At 73.9% G+C, this 18,898-nt stretch carries 22 protein-coding genes and 2 pseudogenes; 14 read left to right on the top strand and 10 right to left on the bottom strand.

All coding sequences use genetic code 11. The features are described from left to right. Together ACWEJX_RS29970 and ACWEJX_RS29965 are read left to right on the top strand one after the other, a co-directional pair. Positions 1–316, top strand: a pseudogene (locus tag ACWEJX_RS29970) (helix-turn-helix domain-containing protein); the annotation flags it as partial. Continuing rightward, positions 313–681, top strand: a complete 369-nt coding sequence (locus tag ACWEJX_RS29965; protein WP_451610553.1) for a DUF4180 domain-containing protein — start codon at positions 313–315, stop codon at positions 679–681. The pseudogene ACWEJX_RS29970 and the gene ACWEJX_RS29965, both read left to right, overlap by 4 nt. Before the next feature lie 154 nt (positions 682–835). Here the strand turns inward: ACWEJX_RS29965 and ACWEJX_RS29960 are convergent. Continuing rightward, a pseudogene (locus tag ACWEJX_RS29960) lies at positions 836–1,777 on the bottom strand (sigma-70 family RNA polymerase sigma factor); the annotation flags it as partial. 14 nt (positions 1,778–1,791) lie between these two features. Then, positions 1,792–2,208, bottom strand: coding sequence for a nuclear transport factor 2 family protein (locus ACWEJX_RS29955; protein WP_451610552.1), 417 nt, complete (start codon positions 2,206–2,208; stop codon positions 1,792–1,794). 168 nt (positions 2,209–2,376) lie between these two features. Between ACWEJX_RS29955 and ACWEJX_RS29950 the strand changes: the two genes are divergently transcribed. The 4 genes from ACWEJX_RS29950 to ACWEJX_RS29935 all read left to right on the top strand — a co-directional run bounded on the left by ACWEJX_RS29950 (position 2,377) and on the right by ACWEJX_RS29935 (position 6,692). Then, entirely contained in the window at positions 2,377–3,300 is a 924-nt protein-coding gene (locus ACWEJX_RS29950; RefSeq protein WP_451610551.1) for an AurF N-oxygenase family protein, read from the top strand. A 117-nt stretch (positions 3,301–3,417) separates the two neighbouring features. Further along, entirely contained in the window at positions 3,418–5,070 is a 1,653-nt protein-coding gene (locus ACWEJX_RS29945; protein ID WP_451610550.1) for an FAD-dependent oxidoreductase, read from the top strand. A gap of 162 nt (positions 5,071–5,232) precedes the next feature. Beyond that, a complete protein-coding gene (locus tag ACWEJX_RS29940; protein ID WP_451610549.1) occupies positions 5,233–6,153 on the top strand; it encodes a universal stress protein in 921 nt (306 codons plus the stop codon). 137 nt (positions 6,154–6,290) lie between these two features. Further along, entirely contained in the window at positions 6,291–6,692 is a 402-nt protein-coding gene (locus ACWEJX_RS29935) for an STAS domain-containing protein (RefSeq protein WP_451610548.1), read from the top strand. Positions 6,693–6,882: 190 nt separating this feature from the next. Here ACWEJX_RS29935 and ACWEJX_RS29930 read toward each other — a convergent pair whose 3' ends face one another. The 5 genes from ACWEJX_RS29930 to ACWEJX_RS29910 form a co-directional block, all read right to left on the bottom strand. Then, positions 6,883–7,608 (bottom strand): GNAT family N-acetyltransferase, encoded by a 726-nt coding sequence (locus ACWEJX_RS29930; protein WP_451610547.1) that lies wholly within the window; start codon positions 7,606–7,608, stop codon positions 6,883–6,885. Between the two features lie 276 nt (positions 7,609–7,884). Then, complete coding sequence (locus ACWEJX_RS29925; RefSeq protein WP_451610546.1) at positions 7,885–8,595, bottom strand: ribonuclease H family protein; 711 nt, start codon at positions 8,593–8,595, stop codon at positions 7,885–7,887. Between the two features lie 107 nt (positions 8,596–8,702). Continuing rightward, on the bottom strand, positions 8,703–9,665 hold the full coding sequence (locus ACWEJX_RS29920) for a PfkB family carbohydrate kinase (protein WP_451610545.1): 963 nt from the start codon (positions 9,663–9,665) through the stop codon (positions 8,703–8,705). 79 nt (positions 9,666–9,744) lie between these two features. Further along, a complete protein-coding gene (locus tag ACWEJX_RS29915) occupies positions 9,745–10,026 on the bottom strand; it encodes a GNAT family N-acetyltransferase (protein WP_451610554.1) in 282 nt (93 codons plus the stop codon). A 299-nt stretch (positions 10,027–10,325) separates the two neighbouring features. Continuing rightward, on the bottom strand, positions 10,326–11,273 hold the full coding sequence (locus ACWEJX_RS29910) for a Rieske 2Fe-2S domain-containing protein (RefSeq protein ID WP_451610544.1): 948 nt from the start codon (positions 11,271–11,273) through the stop codon (positions 10,326–10,328). A gap of 204 nt (positions 11,274–11,477) precedes the next feature. Here ACWEJX_RS29910 and ACWEJX_RS29905 point away from each other — a divergent pair, with 204 nt between their 5' ends. The 4 genes from ACWEJX_RS29905 (at position 11,478) to ACWEJX_RS29890 (ending at position 13,909) form a co-directional block, all read left to right on the top strand. Further along, positions 11,478–11,678: a hypothetical protein gene (locus ACWEJX_RS29905; RefSeq protein ID WP_451610543.1), complete on the top strand. Its 201-nt coding sequence runs from the start codon at positions 11,478–11,480 to the stop codon at positions 11,676–11,678. Between the two features lie 115 nt (positions 11,679–11,793). Continuing rightward, on the top strand, positions 11,794–12,354 hold the full coding sequence (locus tag ACWEJX_RS29900; protein ID WP_451610542.1) for a hypothetical protein: 561 nt from the start codon (positions 11,794–11,796) through the stop codon (positions 12,352–12,354). Positions 12,355–12,638: 284 nt separating this feature from the next. After that, on the top strand, positions 12,639–12,962 hold the full coding sequence (locus ACWEJX_RS29895) for a hypothetical protein (RefSeq protein WP_451610541.1): 324 nt from the start codon (positions 12,639–12,641) through the stop codon (positions 12,960–12,962). 47 nt (positions 12,963–13,009) lie between these two features. Then, positions 13,010–13,909, top strand: coding sequence for an SDR family oxidoreductase (locus ACWEJX_RS29890; RefSeq protein WP_451610540.1), 900 nt, complete (start codon positions 13,010–13,012; stop codon positions 13,907–13,909). 96 nt (positions 13,910–14,005) lie between these two features. On the opposite strand, the gene ACWEJX_RS29885 is transcribed toward ACWEJX_RS29890, so the two are convergent. Both ACWEJX_RS29885 and ACWEJX_RS29880 read right to left on the bottom strand, forming a co-directional pair. Next, the gene (locus ACWEJX_RS29885; RefSeq protein ID WP_451610539.1) at positions 14,006–14,200 is read right to left on the bottom strand and encodes a hypothetical protein; all 195 of its coding nucleotides are present in this window, start codon (positions 14,198–14,200) and stop codon (positions 14,006–14,008) included. Positions 14,201–14,286: 86 nt separating this feature from the next. Next, entirely contained in the window at positions 14,287–14,448 is a 162-nt protein-coding gene (locus ACWEJX_RS29880; protein ID WP_451610538.1) for a hydrophobic protein, read from the bottom strand. A gap of 204 nt (positions 14,449–14,652) precedes the next feature. Here ACWEJX_RS29880 and ACWEJX_RS29875 point away from each other — a divergent pair, with 204 nt between their 5' ends. Together ACWEJX_RS29875 and ACWEJX_RS29870 are read left to right on the top strand one after the other, a co-directional pair. Beyond that, the gene (locus tag ACWEJX_RS29875) at positions 14,653–15,753 is read left to right on the top strand and encodes a carboxylate-amine ligase (protein WP_451610537.1); all 1,101 of its coding nucleotides are present in this window, start codon (positions 14,653–14,655) and stop codon (positions 15,751–15,753) included. A 91-nt stretch (positions 15,754–15,844) separates the two neighbouring features. Next, complete coding sequence (locus tag ACWEJX_RS29870; protein ID WP_451610536.1) at positions 15,845–16,552, top strand: HemK2/MTQ2 family protein methyltransferase; 708 nt, start codon at positions 15,845–15,847, stop codon at positions 16,550–16,552. 168 nt (positions 16,553–16,720) lie between these two features. Here the strand turns inward: ACWEJX_RS29870 and ACWEJX_RS29865 are convergent, their stop codons facing one another. Continuing rightward, positions 16,721–17,293 carry an SRPBCC family protein gene (locus ACWEJX_RS29865; protein ID WP_451610535.1) on the bottom strand — a complete coding sequence of 191 codons (573 nt, stop codon included), beginning with the start codon at positions 17,291–17,293 and terminating at the stop codon, positions 16,721–16,723. Between the two features lie 238 nt (positions 17,294–17,531). Here ACWEJX_RS29865 and ACWEJX_RS29860 point away from each other — a divergent pair, with 238 nt between their 5' ends. Beyond that, complete coding sequence (locus ACWEJX_RS29860) at positions 17,532–17,816, top strand: CDGSH iron-sulfur domain-containing protein (RefSeq protein ID WP_451610534.1); 285 nt, start codon at positions 17,532–17,534, stop codon at positions 17,814–17,816. Beyond that, a complete protein-coding gene (locus ACWEJX_RS29855; RefSeq protein ID WP_451610533.1) occupies positions 17,791–18,891 on the top strand; it encodes an iron-containing redox enzyme family protein in 1,101 nt (366 codons plus the stop codon). The genes ACWEJX_RS29860 and ACWEJX_RS29855 overlap by 26 nt, the downstream gene beginning before the upstream one ends. Positions 18,892–18,898 lie beyond the last annotated feature (7 nt).

The following is an 18,898-nucleotide window of genomic DNA, read 5'->3' as shown; positions in this document are numbered from 1 at the left end:
CGTACCGCTGATGCTCGTCACCCAGCGTGGCCTCAGCCCCACGCTCGCCCGGCGCGGGCTCGGGCCGCGCGCGGACGTGTCGACCATCGTGCAGGTCGACGAGGTGGACCGGCACACCGCAGACCGGCTCGCCAACGCCGTCATGGCCACGGTGTTCGGACGGCACGGCGACGAGGGGGACCCCGGCGGCAGACTGCGGGTGGAGACGGTCTTCGACGAGGACCGGAACTCGCTCAAATTCGTGATCCTCGGCGACCTGGACACCACCGCCGACCTGCTGAAGGTTCTCGACGCACTGATCGGAGGCACCCGGTGAACGTCTTTCAGGACATCAACGGCACGCCCGTGCTGCTCTGCGCGGCCGACGGCCCGCTCGTGCAGGGCGAGCGGGACGCGACCGACCTGATAGGAGAGGGCTCCTACGGCGGGGCGGCGTGGGTGGCGGTGCCGGTGGAGCGGCTCCCGGACGACTTCTTCCGGCTGCGGACGCGAATGGCCGGTGACATCGTCCAGAAGTTCGCCCAGTACCGGGTCGGGCTGGTCGTCGTGGGCGACATATCCCGCCGCCTGGAGGCGAGTTCGGCGCTCCAGGACTTCGTCCGGGAGTGCAACCGGGGCACCCAGGTCTGGTTCGTCCCCGACACCGACGCCCTCGCCGAGCGGCTCACTCCGGCGGCCTGAGCTCCGACCGGTCAGGCTCCGCCCGGTCAGGGCCTGGCGAGTCGGCGGCCACCCGGTCAGAACCCGACCCGTCGAGTTCCGGCCCGTCGAGTTCTGGCGCGCCGACCGCACCGAAACCCGTCGCACCCAAACCCGCCGCGCCGGGGTCCAGCGCGCCGAAGTCCAGCGCGGCGAGTCGCTCCGGATCGGCCACGACCTCGATCCCGGTGATCAGGCCGTCGCCCGCCACCGCGAAGGTGAGCACCAGGCGGAGGCGGCCCAGCGGCGCCATCGCCAGGCCGACCCTCCCGTCCAGCAGGGCGAGGCCGGTGAAGCGGGCCCGGCCCATCGCCGCCATGGCGCCCTGGGCGACGGCCCGGCCGCCGGCGACGAGGATCGGTTCGGGCGTCGGGACGACCAGGCGATCGGCGTGCAGCACGACGTCCGGGTGGAGCAGGGCGACCAGGGCTTCGAAGTCGCCGCCCCGGGTCGCGGCCAGGAACGCCTCGACGACGCGCCGCTGCCGTACCGCGTCCGCCTCGGCGACCACGGCGCCGCCCTTCACCCGGCGGCGGGCGCGGCTCGCGAGCTGCCGGACGGCGGCCGGGGTGCGGTCCAGCATCGGGGCGATGTCCTCGAAGGGCACGGCGAACATGTCGTGCAGCACGAAGGCGAGCCGCTCGGCGGGGGCGAGGGTGTCGAGGACGACGAGCAGGGCGACGCCGACGGAGTCGGCCATCAGCGCCTCCGCCTCGGGATCGCCGCCGGGCCGGCCGGCGACCGCGCCGGAGCCGGCTCCGGCGCCCGTCCCGGCGTCGGGTTCGCTGAACCGGTCGTCGAGGGAGTCCTCACGACGCCGGTCACGGGACCTGAGCATGTTGAGGCAGACCCGGGACACCACGGTGGTGAGCCAGCCGCCGAGGTTCTCGACACCCGCGATTCCCGCGCTGTTCGCCCGCAGCCATGCCTCCTGCAGGGCGTCGTCGGCCTCCGCCAGCGAACCGAGCATCCGGTAGGCCACCGCACGCAGATGCCCCCGGTCCCGCTCGAACCGCTCCGTCAGCAGCCCACCGTCACCCGACACGCCTGCCCCCACTCCCCGTTGTGAACGCCTCATGAAAGCACGGGCGTTCAGACCCCGCTCACCGGGGTTCCCTGGTGGTAGTAGAGCCGCCAGCCGGTATCGCCCCCGCCCTTGCGCCAGATCGAGCTGCGACGCGCCCGGCGGCCGGCGATCTCGGTCTCGTACGTCAGATGGACGAGGTGAGGGGCGAGGAGGACCCCGCGCATGCCGGAGGCCTCGATGCGCGGGCTGTCCGCGCCCGTGCCGTGCAGTGTGGGCAGGGCCGCGAGCATCTCCTCGTACGTCCAGCGCCGCCCCGAGGCACCGACCTCGACGAACTCGGGGTCGAACAGTCGGGGGGCCTCGGCCGACACCCGGACGTCGGGGTCCAGCAGCCGCAGTTCGCCGTCCACGGCCGCGACGATCGCGGCCCGCTCCTCGGCGTTCTCGCCGCCGTGGTCGATGGTGTCGTTCGTGTCGATCATGGACGGATCATCTCCCGCTCCGGGATGCGCGGCAACGAATTCGGTACCGACGGGTAGGCGTGCGGCTCGTCTTGCTATACCTTCCGACCAACGGCTTGCTAGACACCGCGTCTAACAAGCGCCGGAAACGCGACCGATCCCGTCCCGAGGGTTTCAAGGAGCCGCACCATGGCCAACACCACCGTCCAGCCGGCGGACCAGGCCCAGGACCAGAAGCAGCCCGAGCGCGAGGCGGCCCGCCGCCTCCTCGAGTCCTCCGCCAAGCTCTCCTACGACCCCGCCACCGAGGTGGACTGGGACACCCCGCTCGACGAGGACCACCACGGGATGAGCCCGGAGTGGAGCACCCTCTACGGCACCCGCTACTGGCAGGAACTGACCGAGGCCCAGCGCAAGGAGCTGACCCGGCAGGAGTCCGCGTGCGTGGCCAGCACGGGCATCTGGTTCGAGATGATCCTGCAGCAGATGGTGCTGCGCGACATGTACGCGAAGGACCCGACCGACCCGCGGTTCCAGTGGGCGCTGACGGAGATCGCCGACGAGTGCCGGCACTCGATCATGTTCGGGCGGGGCGCGGCCAAGCTGCGCGCCCCCGCCTACCGCCCGGCGCGCTGGGTCGTCGAACTCGGGCGCGCGTTCAAGACCCTGGCCGTCGGCGAGGCCGCGTACGCCTCGATCCTCGTCGCCGAGGAGGTCCTCGACGTCATGCAGCGCGACTGGATGCGCGACGAGCGGGTGGCGCCCTTCATCCGGACCATCAACAACATCCATGTCGTCGAGGAGTCCCGGCACATGAGGTTCGCCCGCGAGGAGACCCGCGCCCGGCTGCGCAAGGCCGGCCCCGTGCGCCGTCATGTCCAGGCGCTCGTCGTCTCCCTCGCCTCGTACTTCATCGTCACCAGCATGGTCAGCCGGGAGGTGTACGCGAACGCCGGTCTCGACGTCGAGCGGGCGCTCGCCGAGGCGAAGGCCAACGAGCACCACAAGTCGCTGATGCGGTCGAGCTGCGCGGGCCTGATGGAGTTCCTGTCCTCGGCGCGGCTGCTCACCCGGCCGGCGACCGCCGTCTACAGGCGCGCGCACCTCATATGACCGCACCTCACATGAGTCCGCACCTCATATGAGTCCACTCCGTGCCTCATCCGAGTCCGCCCCTCATCCGAGCCATCCGCAACCATCCGTCCCGGAGCCCCGCGAGCTGACGACGACATGACCTACGCCATCACCCAGACCTGCTGCAACGACGCCACGTGCATCGCCGTCTGCCCCGTCAACTGCATCCATCCGACGCCCGACGAGCCGGACTTCGGCCGTACCGAGATGCTCTACATCGACCCCGGGTCCTGCATCGACTGCGGCGCCTGCGCCGACGCCTGCCCGGTCGACGCGATCTTCCCGGCCGACGCCCTGGCGGCCGCCGGGCAGGAGGAGTACGCGGCGGTCAACGCGGCCTTCTACGAGGAGCGCGCGCCGCGCCCGGTGCCCGAGGGCGTGCCGACGTTCCACGCCTGGGGCGCGCCGTCGTTCGAGCGGAGCCTGCCCGCCGACTTCGCGCCGATCCGGGTCGCGGTCGTCGGCACGGGCCCGGCCGGCATGTACGCCGCCGAGGACCTGCTGCTGCACACCGACGCCGAGGTGACCCTGGTCGACCGGCTGCCGGTGGCGGGCGGACTGGTCCGGTACGGCGTGGCGCCCGACCATCCCGCGACCAAGCGCATCGGCGACACCTTCGCCCGCTTCCACACCCATCCGCGGGTCCGGATGTACCTGGGCGTCGACGTCGGTACGGACCTCACGGCGGCGGAACTGGCCGCGCACCACGACGCCGTGGTGTACGCGGTCGGCGCGGCCGGCGACCGGCGGCTCGGCGTGCCGGGCGAGGAACTGCCGTGCAGCGTCGCGGCGACGGACTTCGTCGCCTGGTACAACGCGCACCCCGAGGTCGCGCCGGACGCGATCGACCTGTCGGAGACCGAGCGGGTGGTCGTGGTCGGCACCGGCAACGTCGCCCTGGACGTCGCCCGCATCCTCGTCACCGACCCGGACGCCCTTGCCGCGACGGACATCGCGGACCACGCGCTGGCCGCGCTGCGGGCCTCCGCCGTACGCGAGGTGGTGCTGCTCGCGCGGCGCGGCCCCGAGGACGCCTCCTGTACGGCGCCCGAACTCCTCGCCCTCGGACGACTGCCGGACGTCCGCCTCGTCGTGGACGACCACGACCCGCGGATCGGGGCCGCGATCGACGCCGCCGGGCCGCGGGACAAGGCGGCGCCGCTGTGGGGCGCGGTCCGTGAGCGGGTGGACTGGAGCGGGCGGCCGGGGGCCGGGGGTGCCGAGCGGCGGATCGTGTTCCGCTTCCACTCGGCCCCCGAGGAGATCGAGGCCGGCGCCGTGCGGGTGACGGGCGAGGGCGGTCCGGTCACCGTCCCGGCCGGCATGGTGCTGCGTGCGGTCGGCTATCGCGGACGCCCGGTGGCCGGGCTGCCCTTCGACGAGGCGGCCGGCACGGTCCCGCACGCCGGTGGGCGGGTCGAGGGCCGGCCCGGCGCCTATGTCGTCGGCTGGATCAAGCGCGGCCCGTCCGGCGGTATCGGCGCCAACCGCACCTGCGCGGCGGAGACCGTGGGCACGCTCCTGGCCGACGCCGTCGCCGGCTCCCTGCCCGCGCCCACCGGCGGCGCCCGCGCCTTCGACCGGCTGGTACGGGGTCGCGCCCGGCACGTGGTCGACGCGCGGGGTCTCGCCGCCATCGAGCGCGCCGAACGGGCCCGCGGCGAGGAGAGCGGCCGCCCGCGGGTCAAGCTGGGAACCGTACCGGAGCTGGTCGCGGCGGCGCGGGCCCGCCGTCGGCTGTCGCGCTGAGCCACCTCGGCGCGGCACGGTCGGCTGCTCGGACCACAGCTCGCTGGACAACTCGTACCACTGCTCGGACGGGAGGCGCCGAGGGGCGCGGGGGGGGTCAGACCAGCACCCCTCGGCGTGTCACCCGTTATCGGCAGGTTGATGCCGATATGAGTGCGAAGCATGAGTGAACAGTCAGCTGTGGTGGTGGGTGTCGACGGTTCCGAGCACAGCCTGCGGGCCCTGGAGTGGGCCCTGCACACCGCGCGGAGCCTGGGCGCCCCGCTCACCGTCGCCCATGTCCGCCCCGAGGCGCTGCAGCTCGGCAGCGCCCGGATCGCGTCGCTCGGCCCGGCGCCGGAGATCCCCGACACCGTGGTGGACGCGCTGGCAAAGGAGGTCGGGCCACGGGCCGAGGGGCTCGACGTGCGATACGAGTCGCTGGACGGCTCCGTCGTCGACGCCCTGGTCAGGGCCGCGGCGGGCGCCCAGCTCCTGGTGGTCGGCTCGCGCGGGCGAGGCGGCTTCAAGAGCCTGCTGATCGGGTCCACCAGCCGCGCGCTCGCCGCCTCGGCGCCGTGCCCGCTGGTCGTCGTACCCCACGAGGCCAGGGCCGCGTCCCTGGACACCGGGGCGCAGGCGGGCCGGGTGCTGCTCGGACTGCATCCCGAGGAGACCGCGGACGAGGTCGTCGACTTCGCGTTCCGGGCGGCGCGGCGGCGCGGGGTGGCACTGGAGGTGGTGACCGCCTACCCCGTACCGCCCTCCCCCGCCCTGCTCATCGGCGCTCCCGCTCCGGCCCTGCAGGTGCCGCCGCCGATGCCCGACGAGACGCCAGAGCTCGTCGAGACGACGAGCCGGCACCAGGAGGAGCGGCTGCGGCCGTTCGCCGAGCGCTATCCGGGGGTCGAGGTGGTCCCGGCCGTCACTCCGGCCGACGCGGCCGGACGCCTCGTGGACGACTCCCAGGAAGCGGGCCTCCTCGTCGTGGGCCGGCATCGCAGGCACCACGTCGAGACCCTGCTCGTCGGCTCGGTCGCGCATGCCGTGCTGCACCACGCGGCCTGCCCGGTCGCGATCGTGCCGCCGGCGCCGGCGTCCTGACCGGCACGCCCCCTACCGCCGGGGCGGAAATGCCTCGTTTTCACCTCTTCGGGTGATGCCGGATGTGGAGAAACGTGTCTGCCTGCGTAAGGGCCGGGAACCTCGACGAACGGGGGCCGATCCAGTGGAGCGTGTCCATGCATCTGATCCGACGCGGCGATCCGAACCTGGCCGTCCGGTCGAGCGAGGGCCGGACCACGGTCGAGCTGTACGGCGAGCTCGACCTGGTCCTGGTGCAACGCGTCCGACCCGAACTCGACGTCCTGACCCGCGAAGCGCCGGCGCTCACCGTCGACCTGCGCCACCTCACGTTCTGCGACGCGTCGGGCCTCGGGCTCCTGGTCCGCTGCGCCCAGCGCGTCCGCGCACGCGGCGCGGCCTGGCACCTGATCTGCGACCAGCCGACGATCCTCCGTCTGATCCGCCTCACCGCCCTCGACGACGTCCTCGCCCCCGCCCCGCCGCCGCCCCCGCCCCCGGCCTCGTGCGCCCGCCCACCGGGGCCGCGGACGGGAGTGCCGCGGAGGCTTCGGGTGTGAGGAGCGGGCACGCTCGGTCCGCCCGGACGGGATGCCGGCGCACGGCCGGGCGAAGCGGCACGGCCGCCGGCGGACACCGCCGCCCGCGCGGCGAGCGCCACGCCGGCGGCGGAGCGGGCGCAGCCGCGGGGCATGCCTTGCCCCGCCGCGGGCGGGCCCGGCCGGGGACCCGCCCGCGGTGCGGTGTCGCTCAGGCCGGCAGCAGCTCGCCCGCGCCTCCGTGCTCGTGCGTGCCGCCCGGGAACGGATTCGGGAGCGGCGCCGGCGGGCGCATGCCCGGGAGGCGGAGTTCGATGATGCTGCGGACGGCGGACCACTCCTCGTCGAGGATGGAGTAGAAGGCCGTGTCGCGGACGACTCCGTCCAGGCCGCGCGAGTGGGCCCGGCGGACGCCCTCGCAGGTGGCGCCGAGGCGTTCGATGGCGACCCGGGAGCGGGTGTTGCGGGCGTCGGCGCGCATGGAGATGCGGCGGACGCCCCAGGTCTCGAACGCGTGGCGCAGCATGAGGTACTTGGCCTCGGTGTTGACGCCGGTGCCGCGCGCCTCGCTGGAGATCCAGGTGTTGCCGATCTCGGCGGCGTCGGGCACCGCCGTGAGCGGGTCCCCGTGCGGCACGCCGGTGGTCGGCGGCCACACCAGGGGACCGCGCCAGTAGTCGAGTTCCAGGAAGCGGGTCGACCCGAGCACTCGCCCGTTCCGTGGGTTCACCAGGGCGAAGGCCAGCGACCGACCCGCCGCCTGTTCCTCGAGGGCGCGGGCGATGTAGTCGCAGGAAGCATCAAGGCCGTGGGGCACGGCGGTGTAGGCATAGGCCGCACGATCCAGTGCGCCCGCCCAGGCGATGCCCTCGGCGTGGCGCATGGCCAGCGGTTCCAGGCGCACGGTGCGCCCGGCAAGGACTACAGGTACTGGCACGGAACCTCGGGTCTTTCCAAGGGCAGGGGTCATCGCACGCCGGATCGCGGCGAGGATGAAAGGGAGGGGTTCCCGCATGGTGCCGCCCCCTTCGCCGAAATGGCAAAAAGGCAAGGGAAACGGTTCGTCACCGGTGCGGGGAGGAACAGTATGCAGCCCCGAGCGCTCCGAGAACAGAACCCCACACGAACCCGGGCTCACAGCTGGGTGAATGTCCGGTTTACCCCTATCCCCCGTTCGGCCCAGCACGGCCGCCGCGAGGCCCTGCCCGAGGCCCTAGGAAGCGGCGTCCGCGCAGGTCGGATGGCCCCAGCCGGTCGCGTTCTTCGTGATCGTCGCGCCCTTCTCGTACGGCTGTCCGCAGCGGCACCTGCCGGGGAAACGGGCCTTGAGGGTGGGGGCGGACGTGCCGGAGCCGGTACGGCGGGTGGCGGCGCCACCGGAGGCGTTGGCGCGCCGGGGGGCGCGCTTGGCACCGGCGGGGCGCGCGGAGCCCGGCTCGGGCGGGGGCAGCGGCGAGCCGGCGGCGGATCCGGCGGGCTCCTGGCTGCGCGCGGTGTGGCTGGCGGCGCGGTCCGCGGCGTCGTTGAGCGGGTCGCCGTCGACCTGGTGGGCGGGCGTGTAGACGAACTCGACGCGCCGGTCGGCGAGCAGCTCGTCGATCCGGACCACCAGCTCCTTGTTGGCCACGGGCGTGCCGGCGGCGGTCTTCCAGCCCTTGCGGCGCCAGCCGGGAAGCCAGGTGGTGACGGCCTTCATCGCGTACTGCGAGTCCATCCGCACCTCGGCGGGCACGGCGGGGTCGAGGCGCTCCAGGAGGCGGAGGAGCGCGGTGAGTTCGGCCACGTTGTTGGTCGCCGTGCCGAGCGGGCCGGCCTCCCAGTGCGCGACTCCGCCGTCCTCGTCGCCGATGACCCAGGCCCAGGCCGCGGGCCCGGGGTTGCCCTTGGAGGCGCCGTCGCACGCCGCGATGATCTTCTCTGTCATCCCTCGATCCTGACATGTCCCGGGGCGTGTCCCTGACCATGGCGGGGCACACCGCGCCCGCGGCCGCCCTGAGCCGGTGACATCGCGGATCGGGGGCGCGAGCGCCCCTACGCGAGCCCCGCCACGCCCGCGAGGAGCGCGTCGCGCCCGATGGCGTCGGTGCGGGTCGCGGGCACGGTGCAGGCGTACGCGCCGGCCACGGCGCCGTACAGGGCGCAGGTGCGGACGGGCGCGCCGGAGAGCCAGGCGTACAGGAAGCCGGCGGCGAAGGCGTCCCCGGCGCCGTTGCTGTCGACGACGGGTGCGGGCGGGGTGACGGCGGGGATGTGGACCGGCTCCGCGCCCGCGCCGGTCAGCAGGTGGGCCCCGGCCGCCCCGGCGGTGGCGACGACCACGGAGGCGCGGCCGTGCTCGGCGATGTGCCGGAGGGTGCGTTCCGGGTCGTCGAGGGCGGCGGCGGAGAGGAAGACGACGTCGGCCTCGTACGCGAAGGGCCGGTGGTAGTCGTCGCGGCCGTCCCAGTCGTGCAGGTCGGTCGAGAGGGTCACGCCCGCGTCGTGCAGCAGGGGCAGGGCGTGGGCGCAGGGCTGGGTGAGGGAGACATGGGCGTGACCGCTCCGGGCGGCCAGGGCCTTGACGGTCTCCGGGGGCAGCCGGTCGGCCTCGTGGCCGCGCGTGGCGTCGTAGAGGGAGAGCCGGCGTCCGTCGGGGTCGACGAGGTTGACGGCCCGCTTGGTGCCGGCGGGCTGGTGGACCTCGGTGAGCGGGATGCCCTGGTCGCGGTGGAAGGCGCGGACGAGTTCGCCCTCGGGGTCGGCGCCGAGCATGTCGAGGTGGTGGGTGCGCAGGCCCAAGCGGTGCAGCCCGAGGGCGACGAAGTCGCCGGTCTGCCCCGCCCGGGTCTGGATCCCGGGCCGGATCATGTGGCTGTCCGCGAGCGGCACCGGCAGCTCGGGGACGTACACGATCGTGTCGACCCCCGCCCCGCCGAGGACGAGGACGTCGATGTCGTCGCTGTCGTCGACGTCGAGGCCGGGGTCGAGGTCGGTGCCGGTGCCGGGTTCGCTCATGCGGGCAGTCAAGCAGCGGCCCCAGCGGGTCGCAAGATCTTGCAACGGCTTTCCGCAAGATCACACCGGAGCCCCGGAATCAGCGCGCCAGTCGGCCCTCCAGCCACTGGAGCACCTCGGGGGTCACCGGGTCGGTGATGTCCGCGAACTCGGTGTGCTTCTTGAGGAACTTCGCCACATACGGACAGACCGGCACGATCCGCATGCCTGCGGCCCGGACGTCGTTCAGGGCCTGCTCGACCAGGATCGAGGCGAGGCCGCGGCCCGCGTAGGCGTCGTCGGTCTCCGTGTGGAAGAAGACCCTGCGGTCCTCGCGGTCGCGGTACGCCGTCAGTCCGGCCCGCTTGCCGTCGACGAGGATCTCGTAGCGGTGCCGGGCGTCGTTGCGGCGGACGACGGGGGCGGCGGCGTCCTGCCGGGCCTGCGCCTGGCCCTCGGTCGGGGCCTCGGTCGGAGCCTCGTTCCCGGTCTGAGCCTTGGTCTGAGCCTCGGCCTGGGCCTCGGTCTGGGACTGGTCCTCGGTCTGAGACATGACAAGCCTTTCGGTGGGTGGCATGCGCACCGCGGCACGCACGGTCGGGGCAGCGAAGCGGCGGCCGGGTGGCCGCCGCGGAGATCGGCTGTCGCTCAACGTATGCGTCTCGCGTGGTGCCCGACGACTCAGGGTGCGGACCGACCGCGACCCGTAGACGGAGAGGACCGGCCTCGGGCGCGGAGACGGGCCTCCACGCGGCCGTCGACGATCCGTGTGTCGAAGACGGGCTGCGGGGCCGTGGCCGGGCCGGTGACGTTCCAGCCGTCTTCGAGACGGAAGGTGCTGCCGTGCCAGGGACAGACCAGGCAGCCGTCGACGACCTCGCCGTCGGCCAGCGGGCCCGCCATGTGACTGCACCGTTCCGCCAGCACACGCGCCGTGCCGTCGGCCACGCGGACGACGACCACCGCCACCTCGCCGACGTGCCCGCGGCGCAGCCGACCGACCGGAAGGTCGGCCAGAGCCGCGACCGGGTGCCAGTCGGCCGGGGCGAGGGCGGAGACCTGCTCGGCGTGGTTGGCCCCGGCGGCCTGCCGGTACGCGAGGTGCCCTCCGATGGCGCCGCCCACCCCGACCGCGGTGAGCCCGCCGAAGCCCCAGAGCCGGCCGCGCCAGTGGTGCCCGCGACACCTGGCCGTGAGGGACACGGCGTAGCAGACCACGCCCGTGATGTTGGCCGCGGCGTGCACGAGTCCGACGCGGAGCTGCGGGCGCCGCATCTCGGCCCAGTCGACCCAGCCGGCGACGGCCGCCGGCCCCGCCCCGGCGAGCCCCGCGCCGACGAGCACCCGCGCCGCGCGGTGACCGCCCGGGACGAGGTCGAGCACGGCGGCCGACAGCCAGGCCCCGAGCGGGAACTGCACGAGAAGGGGATGTACGGGGTGGCCCAGCCACCGGCCGTGCAGGGCGTCGCGCGCCGGGCCGAGCGGCAGCGCCCGTACGGCTCCGCGCAGGGCGTCGGCGAGGCCGTCGGCCCACGCGGAGTCCTCCAGCCGGTCCATCGCCCTCAGCACGCGGCCGGGCCCGTCATCGGAGGGAAGGGCCGACCGCAGGGGACTCGGAATGCTCTTCATGCCCCGCGTGTAACCCGGTGGCGGCACCCGAAACGGCGTCCGAGCGTCGGTGCGAGCGCGAGTGCCGGTGCCGTGCCGCCAGGTTCGCCACCTCGGCCCGGACGCGTCGCGGTCGGAGCGATCCGGCCGGCGATGGCCGCGATGTCTGTTCCGGCGCGGCCCGGGTAGCCGCCGTGCGAGAACGGGAAGGGGGAAGCAACCATCATGCGCACGCACACGAAGAAGCGAAGGGCCGGCCACAGGGCCGGCCGGGTCCGACACAGGCTCACGGACGACGAGTTCCGGGCGCTGATGCGGGAGGCCAGCGCAGAGACCCGCCGCCGGTTCCTCGGCAACCCACCCGCGGGAGAGGCCGACTTCGCGCTGCGCACGCAGCACGCCGAGTTCGGCGCGGCGGCCCACTGAGGCCGCTGCGGCGACGCCCGGCGCCTCCGGCGCCCGGGCGGTGAGGACCGTTTCGCCTTTCGGTCGGTGGGCAACCGCGGGAGGCAGAGCCCGTCACAGCCAAGGGGGCCGGGTCATGTCCACAGGAACACTTCTGGCCATCGTCATCCCGATCGCGGTGGTGATCGTCCTGGTCGCTGTAGCGATCGCCCTGGACCGGCGCAGACGGCGCCGGCTGCGGGAGCGCTTCGGCTCCGAGTACGACCGCACGGTCGACGAGGCGGGCAGCCGCCGGGCGGCCGAGCACGACCTCGGCAGCCGTGAGAAGCGTCATGAATCCCTCGACATCCGGCCACTCGACCCCGGCGTGAGGGACCGTTACGCCCAGGAATGGCGCGGGGTGCAGGAGCAGTTCGTCGACCGCCCCGAGTCGGCGGTCCACGACGCGGACCGGCTGGTGACCGCCCTCATGCACGAGCGCGGCTATCCCACGGACGACTTCGAGCAGCGGGCCAGGGACCTGTCGGTCGAGCACGGCCGCACCCTGGAGCACTACCGCGCGGCGCACGAGGTCAACCGGCTCAGCTCGGACCACCGGGCCACCACCGAGCAGCTGCGCGGAGCGATGATCCACTACCGGGTCCTCTTCGACGAGCTGCTCTCCGACGGCAACCGGCCGGGCTCCGGCCGGTCCTGAGAGGCGGACTCCGCCATGCACGACAACGACACACCCGAACGGTCGGACAGCAGCAGCCTGTCGACCGACGACATCGCCCGCTCGTCCGAGCGCGAAGGCGGCCCCGGTACGGGCAGGGGGCCCGAGGCACCGACGCGGCACCCACGTACCCCGGGGAAGCCATCGACACCGGCGGCCCGGGCCTCTCCGGCCGGGAAGGTGAGGGAGACAGGGACAGCGGCACGGAGAGCGGTTCTGCCACGGCCGCCGAGGGGGACGGCTCGGCCGACGAGTCGCCGCGGCTGATGGGTCCCGGGGACGAGGAGAGCTTCCGTACGCGCTGGCACGAACTGCAGAGCATGTTCGTGGACGACCCGCGCCAGGCCGTGCACGAGGCCGACACCCTCGTGGCGGACGTGATGCAGAAGCTGGCCGCCACCTTCGCCGACCACCGCAGGTCCCTCGAAGGGCAGTGGCGGAAGGGTGAGGACGTCGACACCGAGAGCCTTCGGACGGCCCTGCGCCGGTACCGCTCCTTCTTCCAACGGCTGCTGAGCACCGGGGTCGACCGGGAAACGGCGGAGTCCGGCGCGGGCGGCGCCGCCGGGCGCGAGCGCGCGACCGAGTGAGTGAGCTTGAGTGAGTGAGCTTGAGTGAGTGAGTGAGTGGAGGGTCCATGGTGACGAGCGACCATGACACGTCGCGGGATCCGGGAGCGCGCCGTCCCGAACCGCCGCAGCCTGAGCAGTCCCAGCCGTACCCGGGCAGCGGGGAGCGGATGCGGCCCGAGCCCGACCACGGTGAGGACTCCTACCGGGGAGCCGGCCGCCTGAGGGACCGGGTCGCGCTCATCACCGGAGCGGACTCCGGGATCGGCCGGGCCGTCGCCGTGGCCTTCGCCCGCGAGGGCGCCGACGTGGCGTTCTGCCACCTGCCCGAGGAGCAGGACGACGCCGACACCACCGCCGCCCTGATCGAGGACGCCGGACGGCGCGCCCTGCCCATGGCCGGCGACCTGCGCGACGGGGCGTTCTGCACGGATCTGGTGGACCGCTGCGTCGCCGATCTCGGGGGCCTGGACGTGCTGGTGAACAACGCCGCCTACCAGATGTCCCAGCCCGACGGGCTCGCCGCGATCAGCGACGAGCAGTTCGACCGGGTGATGCGCACCAACCTGTACGGGATGTTCTGGCTGACCCGTGCCGCGCTGGCGCACCTGCGGCCCGGCGCCGCGATCATCAACAGCGCCTCGGTGCAGGCGTACAAGCCCAGCCCGCACCTGCTGGACTACGCGATGACGAAGGCGGCGATCGTGGCCTTCACGCACGGCCTGGCCCAGCAGCTCGCGCCGGAGGGTATCCGGGTCAACGCGGTGGCACCGGGGCCGGTGTGGACGCCGCTGATCCCGGCCACCATGGGCGAGGAGAAGGTCGCGCACTTCGGCGAGCAGTCCCCGCTGGGGCGCGCCGCCCAGCCCGCCGAGATGGCCCCCGCCTATGTCTTCCTGGCCTCCCCGCAGGCCTCGTACATCACGGGCGAGATCCTCAACGCGACCGGCGGGACCCCGCTGCCGTGACGGTTGTCCGGCCCCGCAACGTACATCCGCCCTCACATCGTGTGTGAGGGCGGATGTACGTCTGCGGGGCCGGCGGTCACTCTACGGGGGCGGCGGTCACGGGGCCCGCCTGTCTTCTGCCGCCCGCGTGCCGCGGCGGTCGTCGTCGTCCTCGTCGGCCTTGGCCCGGACGTCCGGTGGCGTCGGCGAGGTGATGTTCCGCTGCCTCGAGGACCGCTCCCGCGTCGCCTCGTCCACCTGCGGGGTGTCGTCGCTCTGCCGTTGCGTGTCCTTCTTGTCGGCGGTGGCCATGGCGTCCCTCCTCCGCTCGGATCGGCCCGGCCCGGGTGCGCCGGGCTGAGCCCGATGCGCACTCGGCGTCCGAGCCGACGATCTGTTCACCACCCGTACCAGCGGCGGCCTCCCGCCGCGCCGTGCACGAAGAAACCGAGGACCCACAGCACGAGGACCGCCAGGGCGATCCACCACAGGACGTGCACGGCGAAACCCGCTCCGCCCAGTATCAGCGCCAGGATCAGGACCGCGATCAGAACCGCCATGGCACTCTCCTTTCCTGTCCTTTCTGCTTCCTGCCCTCCTGCTGGCAGCGTCTGCCCTGTTCCGGAATGCCGACACATCCGGATATCTACACCGGCGCCACCCGGCCGCGACCTGGACGCGGCCCGAGCCCGCCCGCACCGCCGAAGTGCAGGGGTGAACGGGGCACGGCCGGGTAGTCGCGGCACCGAAGCGAGGAGTAGGCCATGAAGATCCTGACGATGGGGGTCGAGGAGGAGTTCGTCCTCGTGGACCGGTCCAGCCGAGCCGCGGTCGGGCGTGCGCCACGGGTGATCGCCGCCGCCGCCGAGGTACTCGGCGAGCAGGTGCAGAAGGAGTTCTTCAACGCGCAGATCGAGACCACGTCCCAACCCACGGCCTCGTGCCGCGATCTGCGCGAAGAGCTGGTCTGGCTGCGGGGGGTGGTCACCGAGGCCGCCCGGACGGAGAACTGTCTGCCCGTCGCGAGCGGCACCTCCGTGGTGCCGCCGGAGGCCCCGCTGACCGTGACCGACACCGACCGCTACCAGCAGATGGCCCGCCGCTTCGCCACCCGGTTCAGTCCGGTCGACGGCCTGGTGTGCGGCTGTCACGTCCACGTGGGGACGCTCGACCGCGACCTCGCGCTCGCCCTGTCCCGGCGCATGGCCCCGTGGCTGCCCGTCCTGCAGGCCCTCATGTCCAACTCGCCCTTCGCGCGCCGCCGTGACACCGGCTTCGACAGCTGGCGCTCCGTCGAGTACGCGAGCTGGCCCACCGTCGGCCCCGCGCCTGACCTCGACGAGGCCGGCTACCTCTCCCACGTGGCCGAGTTGGTGCGTACCGGCACGCTGATGGACCGGCGCATGCTGTACTGGCACGCCCGGCCGTCGGAGCACGTGCCCACGCTGGAGATCCGTGTCGGCGACGCCAACGCCGACGTGGGGACCGTGGTCATGCTCGCCGCACTCGTCCGGGCCCTCGCGACCGTCCTGCTGGCGGAGGAGGCCGAAGGCCGGCCCGTGCCGCGCGTCCCGCTCCGCCGGCTCCTGCTGGCGCACGAACTCGCCGCCTGGCACGGGCTGTCCGGCTACGGCATCGACCCGTGCACGGGCCGGGAGCGGCCCGCCACCGACCTGGTCGAGGGGCTGCTGCGCCGGACCCGCCCCGCGCTCGACGCCGCCGGGGACACGGAGCGCGTGCTGCGTCAGTGGCGCCGCGTCCAGGCGCACGGCGGCGGGGCGACCCGCCAGCGCACCGCCTTCCGCCGGCAGGGCCGGCTCACCGACGTGGTGGACGCGCTCGCCGGGCTCACCGTGGCCAGCTGATACCGAAGCCACCGCACCAGCCTGTCGTGCGTGCGCGCGTCCGGGGGTGTGTGCGGGCGCGGGACACGGGCACCCGCGAGGAATGAGCACCATGGGAATGATCAGACCGCCCGGTGTCTACGCCCCCCAGGGCGACACGGTCCTGCTCCTGCGAAGCCTCGCCCGTGAACCCCTGAAGCCCGGCGCGCGCACCCTCGACCTGTGCACCGGCACCGGGATCCTCGCCGTCGCCGCGGCCCGCCGCGGAGCCGAGGCGACCGCGTCCGACATCTCGCGGTCCGCGGCCGCGGCGGCCCGGTCCAACGCTCTGCTGCACGGCTGCCACGTCCGCGTCCTGACCGGGGACCTCGCCGTGCCGGTGTCCGGCGAGCGCTTCGACCTCGTCACCGTCAACCCGCCGTACGTGCCCGCCGCGGCGCCGGATGTGCCCGCCCGCGGTCGGCGCCGGGCCTGGGACGCCGGGCCGGACGGGCGGCTGCTGCTCGACCGGATCTGCCGCATCGCCCCGACGCTCCTCGCCCCCGGCGGCGTGCTGCTCCTCGTCCAGTCCTCGCTCAGCGGAATCGGCGCCAGCCTGGCCGCCCTGCGCGCGGCGGGGCTGCGCGCCCGGGTCGTCACCCGGCGCGTCCAGCCCTTCGGCCCGGTGATGGAGGCGCGCGCCGACTGGTTCGAGCGGCGTGGCCTGGTCGCGCGGGGAACGCGCGTCGAGGAGCTGGTGGTGATCCGCGCGGTCCGCGACGCCGCCACGGTCGGCCGGGCCGGGACCGGCACCAGCCCGCTGTCCCGGCTACGGGGCTGACTCCGCGCGGGCCCGGGCCGGCCTCTGCGGGCCGACCCGGGCGGGCGCAGCCCGTGCCGGGCCCTTCAGCACCTTCCGGCCCGAGGGGGACCCTAGAGCCCTCAGGTCCGAGGGGAACCCTGGAGCCCTCAGGTGCAGCCCAGGAGCCTTCAGGTCCGGAGGGAACCCTCAGGTGTGAGGCGCTCCGGGGGACTCCCCGGGCGCGTCCGGGAGCGGGCCCGGGTAGGGGCCCGGCCGCTCGGGCGGCTCCGGTTCGGCCGACGGCGGTGCCTCGCCCGTGCTGTCGACGGGACGCAGCCGGCCGCGCCAGCCGCTGTCGGTGCTGTCGCTCTCCTCGACGTACTGCTTGAAGCGCTGCAGGTCGCCGCGGACCCGTTCCTCGACGAAGCCCAGGGCGTAACCGGCCTGCTCGACGATCCCCTGCGGCTCGACCTCCATGGCCAGGCTCACCCGCGTGTGCGCGTCGTCGAGGCGCTGGAAGGACACGACACCCTTCTGCTTCACGCCGTCGCCCACCGTGCGCCAGGAGATGCGCTCGTCGGGCAGCTGGTCGACGATCTCCGTGTCGAACTCGCGGGCCACGCCCGCCACCCGGGTGCGCCAGTGGCAGAGGCGGTCATCGAGCTGGCGGACCTCCTCGACACCGTCCATGAAGCGGGGAAACTCCTCGAACCGTGTCCACTGCCCGTAGACGGCGTGCAGCGGGGCAGTGACCCTGATCGACTCCTGCACCATGCTCATGGTGTCCTCCTCGGGGCGGTCTTGCGCACGGCGGGAATCGCCCGTGGACGCGTCCGCGGACGTCGGCGACTCCCTCTTCGCTCCTGCGACTGCCCCTTCCCACGGCGCGCACGCGCCCGGTGCCCGGCGTGCCCTGCCCGCGCCCGCGCCCGGCTCGGCGCTCAGCGCGCACCGGAGCATGATCCGGACCGAAAGGGGCACCCGCCATGGCATCGTTCCCGCCGAGCGGAGGTGCGTCGTGAAACCCACAGAACACCGTGACGGGTCCGCGCACCCCCTGCCCTCGCGGGCCGCCGCGCGGATCACTCCCATGGCGGACGGGCCGCTGCTGGTCGAGGGCCCCGTGGAGATCGTGCTGGCCGACGGAACGGTCTGCCGCAGCGATCGTCCGGTGGTCGCCCTGTGCAGATGCCGGCGCAGCCTCAGGGAGCCGTTCTGCGACACCAGCCACCGCCACCGCGCGCGGCACCAGGGACCCGACACGAGGAGGCCGCGCCGTGACGACGACAGCCCCGAGCCGTAGGACGGAGCACGGCCGCCAGGCCGGCGGTCCGGAACTGCCCCCGCCCCGCGGGGAGTTGTCGGAGGCCGTCATCGACCGCCTCCGCGGCCGGGCCGGCGCACTGCCCGGCGCCCGGGTCGCCGAGGCCGCCGACCCGTACGGCGAGGACCTCCAGCTGGCGCTCCACCTCGGATACGAACTCCACTACCGGGGCTTCGCGGGCGTGCCCGACGACGCCGAGTGGGACCTGGGCCTGCTGGGGCTGCGGGCCCGGCTCGAAGCGCGGTTCGAGGCGGCGTTGCGCGCCGCGTGCGGACGGTCACCCGACCCCGCCGAGGTCTTCGAGTCCCTGCTGACCGAACGTGACGACGGGCGGGGCGTCTCCCACTACCTGGTCCGTCACGGCACCCTGGAACAGCTGCGCGAACACGCGGTACTGCGCTCGGTGTACCAGCTGCGGGAGGCGGACCCCCACCTGTGGGTGGTGCCCAGGCTCCAGGGGCGGGCCAAGGCCGGGATGATGACGGTGCAGTACGACGAGTACGGCTGCGGCCGGGCCGAGCGCATGCACGCCCGCCTCTACGGCGAGCTCCTGACCGACCTCGGGCTCGACCCCGCGTACGGCCACTACCTGCCGGCGGTCGGCGCACCGGCGCTCGCCACGGCCAACCTGATGTCGCTGTTCGGCCTCCGCCGCTCCCGCCGGGGCGCCCTCGTCGGCCACTTCGCCGTCCTCGAGATCACCTCCTCGCCGGCCGCGTCCCGTCTCGTCGCCGCGCTGCGCCGAGTCGGCGCGGGAGAGGCGGCGGTCCGCTTCTACGACGAGCACGTGGAGGCCGACGCCGTCCACGAGCAGCTGGTCCGCCACGAGGTCGTCACGCCCCTCCTGGCCGAGGAGCCGGACCTCGCCGCCGATCTCGCCTTCGGAGCCGATGCGACGGTCCTTCTGGAGGACTGGTTCGCCGACTCCGTCACGCGCGCCTGGGAGTCCGGGGCGACGGCCCTGCGCGCGCGGCTCGATGGCGTACGGCCGGAGGCACCGCAAGACGTACAGCCGGACGTACAACCTCCAGCAGCCGGTCGTGACCGGTCGTGACCGAGGA

This window comes from Streptomyces sp. NPDC004788 (genome assembly GCF_053601115.1).
Note: the sequence above shows the minus strand (reverse complement) of the source record. Positions and strands in the feature narration are given on the sequence as shown.

What these genes read in the sequence shown, in the direction of transcription:
- ACWEJX_RS29955 (WP_451610552.1), bottom strand. Translation starts at nt 2,208, where the DNA reads ATGATCGACACGAACGACACCATCGACCACGGCGGCGAGAACGCCGAG.
- ACWEJX_RS29950 (WP_451610551.1), top strand. Translation starts at nt 2,377, where the DNA reads ATGGCCAACACCACCGTCCAGCCGGCGGACCAGGCCCAGGACCAGAAG.
- ACWEJX_RS29945 (WP_451610550.1), top strand. Translation starts at nt 3,418, where the DNA reads ATGACCTACGCCATCACCCAGACCTGCTGCAACGACGCCACGTGCATC.
- ACWEJX_RS29940 (WP_451610549.1), top strand. Translation starts at nt 5,233, where the DNA reads ATGAGTGAACAGTCAGCTGTGGTGGTGGGTGTCGACGGTTCCGAGCAC.
- ACWEJX_RS29935 (WP_451610548.1), top strand. Translation starts at nt 6,291, where the DNA reads ATGCATCTGATCCGACGCGGCGATCCGAACCTGGCCGTCCGGTCGAGC.
- ACWEJX_RS29925 (WP_451610546.1), bottom strand. Translation starts at nt 8,595, where the DNA reads ATGACAGAGAAGATCATCGCGGCGTGCGACGGCGCCTCCAAGGGCAAC.
- ACWEJX_RS29920 (WP_451610545.1), bottom strand. Translation starts at nt 9,665, where the DNA reads ATGAGCGAACCCGGCACCGGCACCGACCTCGACCCCGGCCTCGACGTC.
- ACWEJX_RS29910 (WP_451610544.1), bottom strand. Translation starts at nt 11,273, where the DNA reads ATGAAGAGCATTCCGAGTCCCCTGCGGTCGGCCCTTCCCTCCGATGAC.
- ACWEJX_RS29905 (WP_451610543.1), top strand. Translation starts at nt 11,478, where the DNA reads ATGCGCACGCACACGAAGAAGCGAAGGGCCGGCCACAGGGCCGGCCGG.
- ACWEJX_RS29900 (WP_451610542.1), top strand. Translation starts at nt 11,794, where the DNA reads ATGTCCACAGGAACACTTCTGGCCATCGTCATCCCGATCGCGGTGGTG.
- ACWEJX_RS29895 (WP_451610541.1), top strand. Translation starts at nt 12,639, where the DNA reads ATGGGTCCCGGGGACGAGGAGAGCTTCCGTACGCGCTGGCACGAACTG.
- ACWEJX_RS29890 (WP_451610540.1), top strand. Translation starts at nt 13,010, where the DNA reads ATGGTGACGAGCGACCATGACACGTCGCGGGATCCGGGAGCGCGCCGT.
- ACWEJX_RS29885 (WP_451610539.1), bottom strand. Translation starts at nt 14,200, where the DNA reads ATGGCCACCGCCGACAAGAAGGACACGCAACGGCAGAGCGACGACACC.
- ACWEJX_RS29880 (WP_451610538.1), bottom strand. Translation starts at nt 14,448, where the DNA reads ATGGCGGTTCTGATCGCGGTCCTGATCCTGGCGCTGATACTGGGCGGA.
- ACWEJX_RS29875 (WP_451610537.1), top strand. Translation starts at nt 14,653, where the DNA reads ATGAAGATCCTGACGATGGGGGTCGAGGAGGAGTTCGTCCTCGTGGAC.
- ACWEJX_RS29870 (WP_451610536.1), top strand. Translation starts at nt 15,845, where the DNA reads ATGGGAATGATCAGACCGCCCGGTGTCTACGCCCCCCAGGGCGACACG.
- ACWEJX_RS29865 (WP_451610535.1), bottom strand. Translation starts at nt 17,293, where the DNA reads ATGAGCATGGTGCAGGAGTCGATCAGGGTCACTGCCCCGCTGCACGCC.